The sequence below is a fragment of the Streptomyces sp. sk2.1 genome (assembly GCF_008120935.1).
Lineage (GTDB): Bacteria > Actinomycetota > Actinomycetes > Streptomycetales > Streptomycetaceae > Streptomyces.
In genome coordinates this window covers 1-8,750 of sequence record NZ_RDBO01000289.1, presented here as the reverse complement: position 1 = coordinate 8,750, position 8,750 = coordinate 1, and the positions used below count along the sequence as shown (strand labels likewise).

The window sequence follows — 8,750 nt, the reverse complement described above, 5'->3', positions numbered from 1 at the left end:
GCTGTACGGGGGACGACGGCGGGGGACGGGCCGTCGTCGCGGAGGATCGTCTGGTGCAGGGCGCGCAATTCCTCGCCGGGCTCGATGCCCAGCTCCTCGACCAGCCGGTTCCTGGCCTGCCGGTAGATCTCCAGGGCCTCTGCCCGGCGCCCGCTGCCGTTGAGCGCGGTCATCAGCATCGCCTGGAGCGGTTCCCGTATCGGGTACTCCTCGACGAGGGCCTCCAGCTCCTCCACGAGCATCTTGTGGCGGCCGAGCCCGAGTTCGCAGGCGATGCGCTCTTCGAGGACGCCGAGACGGCGGCTCGCGAGACGCTCGGCGCAGGACCGTACGAGAGCGCTGTTGACCTCCGGGAACGGGGTGCCTCGCCACAGCGACAGCGCGTGCGTGTACAGGGCGGCGGCATCGTGCGGGAGGCCTTCGGCGGCGGCCCGGCGCGCGTCGCGCACCCGCCGCTCGAACACGTGCAGGTCGAGCTCGCCCTCACCGACCGCCATCAGATAGCCGGGGGCCTTGGTCGCCAGGGCGTCGGGCAGGCCGATCTCGGCGAGCTCCTTGCGTGCCTGCGAGACGCAGATGTGAAGTTGGCTGCGGGCGGTGGCCGGGGCCTTGACGTCCCAGACCGCTTCCATGAGCCGGTCGACGGAAACCGGTCGGTTGGCCTCCAGGAGGAGGGCGGCCAGCAGCGCCTTGCGGCGGGAGGAGGCCAGGTTCAGCGTTCCCTCGGCGGTCCCGATCTCCATGAGGCCGAGGATCCGGTACGTCGTGACGGGTCCGCTCACCGGAACACCGTTCATCGTGTCGGGGGCCCACCCGTCTCCGTTCATGCCAGGCCCTGGCTCGAGGCGGGGGCGTCGAGCGGGGCCACGGGGTGGACGACGGTCGGGCCCTGATCGTCGGCGAGGACCGCGGGGGCAGGACTCGTCGGACCCTGGTCGTCCGCGACGACCGCAGGAGCAGGACCCGTCGGACCCTGGTCGTCCGCGACGACCGCAGGAGCAGGACCCGTCGGACCCTGGTCGTCCGCGACGACCGCAGGAGCAGGACCCGTCGGACCCTGGTCGTCCGCGACGACCCAGCCCCACGAGGAGGAGGCCGGCGTCGACACGCCCTCCGTCACACCCAGGCCGATGACTGCGGCCGCCGCGACGAATCCCACCAGACGAACGAGCTTGCTGCCCATGTCCTACCCTCACCATGTGTGTCGGCTTCCCTGTCCGACATCCATGCTGCTGAGAGCCGCTCCCCCGCCTCTCCCTCGTCGCTCCCTCTGCCGCTCCCGCTCAGCGGGAGCGCCTCTCATCAGGGACTTCCATGAGGGCGAACAGGGAATCGGCCGCCGCCCTGTGCCGTGCCGCGGCCGCCGCGTCGCCCTGCCGGGAGGCCGTCGTGGCCATGCCGCACAGGGCGTAGGCCTCCTCCGCGCGGTAGCCGATGGCGGAGGCCGTCCGGTGGGCCCGCTCGTGCAGCTCCATGGCCGAGTCGTACGCGCCCCGGCGCAGGAACAGGCGCCCGAGGATGTTGTCCACCTTCGCCCACCGGATCGGCGTCCCGCTCGACTGTGCGAGCATCAGGGCGCGTTCAGCGTGGGCCAAGGCCTCCTCCGGTCGTCCCAGCAGCTCGGCGACCTCGGCCGACAGCGCCAGGACCAGGGCGACGTCCCCCGGCGGCCCGCCTTCGGCGCACAGGGTTCGGGCCCGGGCGAGGGACGCGGCGGCCTCCTCATACCGCTCCATGCCGAGCAGGGCGAAGGCCAGATCGGTCGTCGCCATGACCTCCTTGTCGGGCAGTCCGAGGCGCCGGTCTATGGCGATGGCCCGCCGCGCCGCCTCCTCGGCCTCCGGGTAGCGACCCCACTGCTCGAGGAGGGTGCTCAGGTTCGACAGGGTCTCGCCCTCGGCCCGGGGGCTGTCCAGCTCCCGCTCCAGCTCGATCGCCCGCTCCAGCGCGGGCAGGGCCTCCGAGTACCGGCCGAGCATGGTCATGAGCAGGCCGATGGTGGAGTCGCTGTGGGCCTCGGTATGCCGGTCCCCGAGGGCCGCCGCCACCTCCCGCCCCTCCATCGCGACCTCCACGCCCTCCTCGAACTGGCCGAGCTTCCAGTAGGCGACGCCGAGGTTGGAGAGGCTCACGCTCAGCAGCGGCAGGTCCCCGAGCCGACGCGCGGCGTCGACGGCGGTCCTGCTCAGCTCCCGGAACTCCTCGAAATGCCCTCCGGCGTTGAGCTGAAAGACCAGATTGCGGGTGAGGCAGACGGCGTGCCGGTCGAAGCGGAACCGCACGCCGAGGTCCACGCCCGCCGCGAGGCCGACGCGCTCCCGGTCGAACCACCGGGTGGCGTCGTCCGTGTCCTTGAGCGCCGGCAGTTCGCCCGGGTAGGCCGGAAGGCCGGTGGGACGGTACTTGCGGCCGGGATACAGGATGTCGCAGGCGGTCTCCGTTGCCATGATCGAGTAGTCGAGGAGCCGCTCCACCGCAGCCTCCTCGTCCTGCTGGGTGGACGGTCCGCGCAGGCTCCGCGCGAAGCTCCGCACCAGGTCGTGGAAGGTGTAGAGACCGAGGTCGGGCTGCTGCAACAGGTGCATGTCAAGGAGGAGTTCGAGGATGGACTCCGCGTCGCGGACGGAGGTGTGCAGCAGCGCCGCCGCCGAATGCACGTCGATGTGCGGGCTCGGATGGATGACGAGGATGCGGAACGCGGCCCGGTAGAGCTCGGTCATCGCCTTGTACGAGAGCCGCAGCGTCGCCGCCACGCTCCGGTCCCCCGAGGTGAGCTCCTCCATGCGGTGCGATTCGTCGCGCAGCCGGTCGACCAGGTAGCGCAGGGTCCACTGCGGGCGGTAGTTGAGCCGGGCGGTGGTGATGCGGAGCGCGAGCGGCAGCGCGCCGCAGAGCCGGACCAGCTCGGCGGCGGCTTCCGGCTCGGCCTTCACCCGGGCCTCGCCGAGGGTGGCGGCGACGAACCGTGCACTGTCCCCGGGGGACATGACCCCGATCGAGAACCATTCGGCGCCGTCGAGGTCGATCAGCCGGGCGCGGCTGGTGACGATGGCCAGGCAGCAGGGGGCGGCGGGCAGCAGCGGCCTGATCTGCGCTGCGTCGAGCGCGTTGTCCAGGAGGAGCAGGATCCGCTTCTTCTGGAGCAGCGTACGCCACAGGACGACCCGGCCCTCCAGGTCGTCGGGGATGGCATCGACGGGGGTGCCGAGCGTCCGCAGCAGCGTTTCGAGTGCCTTGGCGGGTTTGAGCGGCGCATCACCGGGCGTGTAGCCGTGCATGTCGACGTGGAGCTGTCCGTCGGGGAAGGCGTCCGTGAGGCGGTGGGCGACGTGCACGGCGAGGGAGGTCTTGCCGCTGCCTCCCATGCCGTCCAGGCCCACGATCCGGACGCGCCGCTCGTGTCCCTCGTCCCCGCTGCCCGCGTGCACGCTGGCGAGGATCGTGCGCAGCACGTCCTCCCGGCCGCTGAAGTCGGCGAGGTCGTGGGGAAGGGAGCAGGGCGGCCGGACAGCGGGCGACGCGTGCTCGACGGCGCCGACCCGTTCGGCGGAGGCGGGGTCCACGCCGTCGGCGGGACCCGCGGGAGCCGTGGGAGCCGTCACGGGAGCGGATGGGGAGGAGGGCGGGGCCGACTGCACGGAGTCGTGCAGCATGTCCTCGTACAGCTGGGCCAGCTTCGGCCCCGGATCGATCCCGAGCTCCTCGACGAGGAGCTCCCTCGCCTGCCGGTATTCGTCCAGCGCCTCCGCCCGCCGTCCGGAGTGGTGCAGGGCCACCATCAGTCGCCCGCGCAACGACTCGCGCAGCGGGTGCCGGGTGACGAGGTCACGGAGGTCGGCGACGAGTTCGCCGGCCTCCCCGAGGTCGAGGCGGAGCCCGAAGAACAGCTCGGCCGCCACGATCCGCCGGTCCTCCCACGAGAGGGCCGCCGTGTTGATCACCGGCCCGCCGGTGCCGGACATGACGGGACCACGCCAGAGCGCGAGGGCCGAGCGGAGCAGCGCGACGGCGTCCTCCCGCCGTCCTTCGGCCAGGGCCCGGTCGGCCTCGTGGACCCCGTCCTGGAATTCGAGCAGGTCGAGCTGGCCGACGGTGAGCACCGCCCGATACCCGGGCCCCTCGGTGACAATTACCTCGCCGCCGCCCGGGATGTGCTTGCGCAGCCGGGCAATGGCCTTGTGGATCTGGTGCAGGGCGGTAGCCGGCGGCTCGCCCTCCCACACCGCCGCGATGATGTGGGAAACCGACACGCGCTTGCCCGCTTCCAACAGCAAAGCGGCCAGGACGCGTTCAGGTATCACTCCACCCAGGCTGATCGGTGTGCCGTCGACCCACCCCTCCAGGGCGCCGAGAATGTTCAGGCGTAACGGAAGCCGTTCCTGACCAACCACTGTCGCCCCCCGGCGTAACTCCCTGGTTCGCGGCCTTTCTCGAGATCCTAGGTGTACCTCGTATCACAGGGAAACTGAGGTGCGGGGTTTCTGTGGCAGAACGTTGCCGTGGTCTGAAATCGTCGGAGTTCACCGGAAGTCCCGATAAGTCATCGGCGGGTTGCGCATCCGGGCGAGGCGGTACGCCTCACCGCTTGGCGGTCGGATTCCGTTCGTTTCCCTCGGGAACCGCACGACGGTCCGGAACGGCTCATTCTCGACGGCCGAGAACGTGACGCGACCACGCCTCCACGATCGTCTCCCCGTCGACCGTCAACGGCTCCTCGCGCAAGGGAAGTTCGTCGAGCTGCTGCGCCGCCCAGTAATCGTCACTGTAGACACTGTCGTGGTACCGGTCACCACGGTCCGGGAAGATACCGACGATCCGGGTGCCGGCCGACTCCCGTCCGGCAAGATATCGCAGCACCCGGTAGACCGAACCCGAGGTGTTCCCGCCGAATATCATCTGTTCGCGAGCGAGGCTCCGGGCCGATTCGAACGCCTCCCGGTCGTTCAGCCAGTGGACCTCGTCGAGGACGGAGTGGTCCAGGTTCGCCGGCATGAGGCTGTTTCCGAGACCGCCCTGGAGTCGGCGCGGCCGGTCGGGCTGGCCGAAGAGCACGCTGCCCACGCAGTCCACCCCGACGACCCGCAGGTCGGGGCAGCGCTCGCGCAGCGCCCTCGCGGTGCCGCACAGGGAGCCGCCACTGCCCACCGCACCGACCAGGACGTCGACCCGGCCGAGGTCGTCGAGGAGCTCCCCGGCCAGAGTGCGGTACGCTCCGGGGTTCTCCGGATTGCTGTACTGGCGCGGCCAGAAGGCCCCGGGAAGGTCGCGCATCAGAGCGTCGAGCCGGTCAAGCCGGGCACGCTGCCAGCCGCCCTCGCCCATGCGGTCCACGACATGCACCGCGGCGCCGAGCATCCGCAGCTTCGCCAATGTGATCGGGTCGATCCGCGGGTCGGTGACGATGTGCACCTCGTGGCCGAGCGGCGGGCCGACCAGCGCAAGCCCGAGAGCCATGGTCCCCGAGGAACTCTCGACGATCGGCGCGCCGTCGGCGAGTTCCCCGCTCTTCCTGGCCTCCAGGACGACCTGCCGGGCGACCCGGTCCTTCATTCCGAAGAGGTTCTGGAGTTCGAGCTTCGCGAACACCTCCACCCCGGTGTACTCGCCGAGTCGCATGCCGACAAGGGGCGTATGTCCGACGGCCTCGATCACGTTCGTATACGGCATGTCACTTCCCCTGGGATATCGAGGCGCCCGCAGGTGACACGTACGGGTACACGGGCGCGCTGAGCGTGTGGTCGACGGTGATATCGGCGCGGAGGCCGAGACAGGCCCCGGTGACGGCCGCCAGGCGTTCGTCGTGCTCCGGATCGGTACGGGAAAGAAGAATCCCGAGTTTCGTTCCGCTGTGTGCGGCGACGACACCAAGGCTTCCTGTGTCACGGCAGATTTCCAGAAGATCCGGAAGCAGCCGCTTGTACTGGAACCGCTGGTTCATCTGCGCGCTGCGGGTCGCGATCCGCCCGACCGCCGGCACGTCCCCCCGGCGCAACGCCTCGGCCAGGACGTGCAGCATCCTGCGGTACTCGGCCGTCTCGCCCGGCGTGAACGACTTCGGCACGCGGTTGTACACGACGGTGTCGATCTCACCGCCCTCGTCGACGCCGACGACGGTCATGGGCGGGACGTCGCCGAGCCGGGCGCAGAGCCGTACCTCCCGGTGGTAGAAGGCGACGACACCGTCGTACATCACGCCGTCGGTGGGTTCGATGGTCCGGATGAAGTCCTCGATGGTGGCCGCCGGCATGCGGACGCCCAGCGCCTTGCCCACGGCCCGGGCGGTGGCCACGAGGTCCGCGGAGGAGCTCGCCATGCCCTTGCCCTCCTTCAGCTCGCTGCTGAGGGTGAGGGTGCCGCCTCCCGGGACCCCGTAATGCCGGAGCATGCGGTCGGCGAGCTCCCACGACTTGCGCTTGCCTGCGGGCTCGGCCTCCAGCGGCCGGTCCGGCCGCCACGTGAAGGACGCGGTGGACCAGCGGGCAAGGGGAAGGGTGACCAAGAAATCGCGGTTACCGGGCTGAAGCCGGCCTTGCAGGAGTTCACCGAAGGTTCCGAAGGCGCTGCCGCTCCCGTGCATCCGTCCCGGGGAAACCGGGAATTCCGGGTTCCCTTCGCAGAATTCCGAGTGGGCCGTCCGCTCTCCAGTGGCGGCGGTTGTGTTCAACACACTTTTCCCGTTCTGCCTGGTGATGTTTCTGGCCGGGTCGAGTCTCCGCAGGCCCGCTATCGGATTGCCGTTCCCGCACTATCACCGGCATCACCCCGCTATTGCCGGGTGATTTCTCCAACGGACCCGCCGGACCCGATTCCCACCGATTCCCGGGCCATTCCCCCGCAGCGTTTCCCGCACCGGATCCCGGGCCGAGGAGTCAAGCCGCGCCGCCCTCCTTGGCGGATGTCCGCCACCCCCTCCACGAGCCCGTTCCGCCCGGCCGTTCCACACGCACCATGGATTCTCGTTGTGTCCCGTTGACGGCAGCGCACCATCTGGACGGAAGAGACTTATGACCGAGGCCCTGAACGCCGCGTCGGCTGCTGCTCGCCAGGAGCTTCTGCGCCGCCGTCTCAGCCGGCGGCCCGCCGCACCGAGCGCATCGCCCGCCCCCCGACCACGCCCCGCCGAGGCGCCGCTCTCGCACGCGCAGCACCGGCTCTGGCTCGATCACCAGCTGGATCCGGCCGCGAGCCGCTACAACGTGCCACTGGGCTGGTGGCTCGACGGCCCCGTCGACGTGGCTGCCCTGCGCCGCGCCTTCGACGCGCTTGTGGCCCGCCACGACATCCTGCGGACGTCCTACACGGACGAGGACTCCCCCCGGCAGGTCGTGGCGTCCCCGGCCCCCTGCGACCTGACCGTCACGGACCTGAGCGACCTGCCGCCCGCCGAGGCGGAGCGGCGCGCCCTCGCCCTGGCAACGGCCGAGGGCGACCGGCCCTTCGACCTCGCCTCCGGCCCCGTGCTCCGGGCCGCGCTCCACCGGACCTCCGCCACCCGCCACCTGCTCACCGTCACCGTGCACCACATCGCCTTCGACGGCTGGTCGACCGCTGTCCTGGAGCGCGAACTCGGCGCCCTGCACCACGCCTTCGCCGCCGGCCTGCCCAACCCGCTCGCCCCCCTGGCCACCCAGTACGCGGACTTCGCCCTGGAGCAGCACGACGAGGCGAGCACCGCCGCACGCGACGCGCGGATCACCTACTGGCGCGGTCAGCTCGCGGGACTGCGCCGGGCCGACATCCCCGCCGACCGGACGCGCCCCCAGGACCCGACCGGCGCCTGCGCCTCGTACACCTTCGAGATCCCCCGGAAGGTCCACGCGGGACTCGGCAAGGTCGCCGCGGAACACGGCGCCACCCTCTTCATGGTTCTGCTCGCCGCGTACCACCTGCTGCTCGTCCGGATGACGGGCCGCCGCGACGTGGCCACGGGCAGCCCCGTGGACAACCGCAACACGACCGCCCACGAGGCCCTGATCGGCATGTTCGTGGACGTGATCGTGCTGCGCTCCGACCTGTCCCGGTTCGGCCCCGACGAGACCGCGCCGACCTTCGCGGACCTTCTCGCACACGTACGGAAGACCTCCCTCGAGGGGTACGGGAACAGCGCGGCCTCCCTCGACGCCGTCATCGAGGCCGTCGAGGGTGCCGAACGCACCAAGGGCGTCACCCCGTTCTTCCAGTCCCTGTTCGCCCTGGACGGCGCCCCGGAGCAGAAGCTCGCCCTGGCCGGCGTCGAGGTGACCGAGCACGGCTTCCGCAGCGCCATGGCCAAGTGCGACCTGGCCCTGACGATGACCCCCGGCGACGAACTGCTGCGCGGTCACATCGAGTACAGCACCGAGCTCTTCGACGAGAGCACCGCCGTGGTCGTCGCCGCCCACTACCGGGAGCTGCTCGCCGCCATCGCCCGCGACCCCTCCCTCCCTCTCGACACGTACGGCCCCGGGGCTCCCGAGGGCCTCGTCCTGAACGGCGCCGCCGGCACCTGGGCGGACGCGCTGGTGGCCCGCGTCCTCGCCACCGGAACGGCCGCGGTCGGAACGTCGGGCGCCCGTGTCCCGGCCCACGTGCTGGACGAACGGCTGCGACCGGTGCCGCTGGGCGCCGACGGCGCCCTGTACCTGCCCGGCCCCGAGAACTCCGCCGCACGGCCCGCGTGGGCCGCCGACCAGGAGGTCCTCCTGTTCGGAGAGCCGGCCGAGGAGCAGGTCGAAGGCAGCGAGGAGGACGGTGAAGACGGAGGCGTTGGC

General features: G+C 71.1%; 6 protein-coding genes. 1 reads left to right on the top strand and 5 read right to left on the bottom strand.

Annotation, left to right across the window (positions count from 1 at the left end; all coding sequences use genetic code 11):
* From EAO76_RS43910 to EAO76_RS43895, 5 genes are all read right to left on the bottom strand, one after another.
* Positions 1 to 782, bottom strand: a 782-nt coding sequence (locus tag EAO76_RS43910; RefSeq protein ID WP_187439078.1) for an AfsR/SARP family transcriptional regulator, incomplete at its 3' end; no start/stop codon positions are given.
* Positions 783 to 823: 41 nt separating this feature from the next.
* Positions 824 to 1,183 (bottom strand): hypothetical protein, encoded by a 360-nt coding sequence (locus tag EAO76_RS45255; protein ID WP_187439077.1) that lies wholly within the window; start codon positions 1,181 to 1,183, stop codon positions 824 to 826.
* Between the two features lie 100 nt (positions 1,184 to 1,283).
* Positions 1,284 to 4,301, bottom strand: a complete 3,018-nt coding sequence (locus tag EAO76_RS43905; RefSeq protein ID WP_262376287.1) for a BTAD domain-containing putative transcriptional regulator — start codon at positions 4,299 to 4,301, stop codon at positions 1,284 to 1,286.
* A gap of 340 nt (positions 4,302 to 4,641) precedes the next feature.
* Positions 4,642 to 5,667: a PLP-dependent cysteine synthase family protein gene (locus EAO76_RS43900; RefSeq protein ID WP_148841780.1), complete on the bottom strand. Its 1,026-nt coding sequence runs from the start codon at positions 5,665 to 5,667 to the stop codon at positions 4,642 to 4,644.
* Position 5,668: 1 nt separating this feature from the next.
* Positions 5,669 to 6,499: a kinase gene (locus tag EAO76_RS43895; protein ID WP_222872289.1), complete on the bottom strand. Its 831-nt coding sequence runs from the start codon at positions 6,497 to 6,499 to the stop codon at positions 5,669 to 5,671.
* Positions 6,500 to 7,004: 505 nt separating this feature from the next.
* Here EAO76_RS43895 and EAO76_RS43890 point away from each other — a divergent pair.
* On the top strand, positions 7,005 to 8,750 hold a 1,746-nt coding region (locus tag EAO76_RS43890; RefSeq protein ID WP_262376286.1), incomplete at its 3' end, for a condensation domain-containing protein.

Excerpts from the sequence above, each read along its gene's own strand:
- EAO76_RS45255 (WP_187439077.1), bottom strand. The coding sequence starts at position 1,183 with ATGGGCAGCAAGCTCGTTCGTCTGGTGGGATTCGTCGCGGCGGCCGCA.
- EAO76_RS43900 (WP_148841780.1), bottom strand. The coding sequence starts at position 5,667 with ATGCCGTATACGAACGTGATCGAGGCCGTCGGACATACGCCCCTTGTC.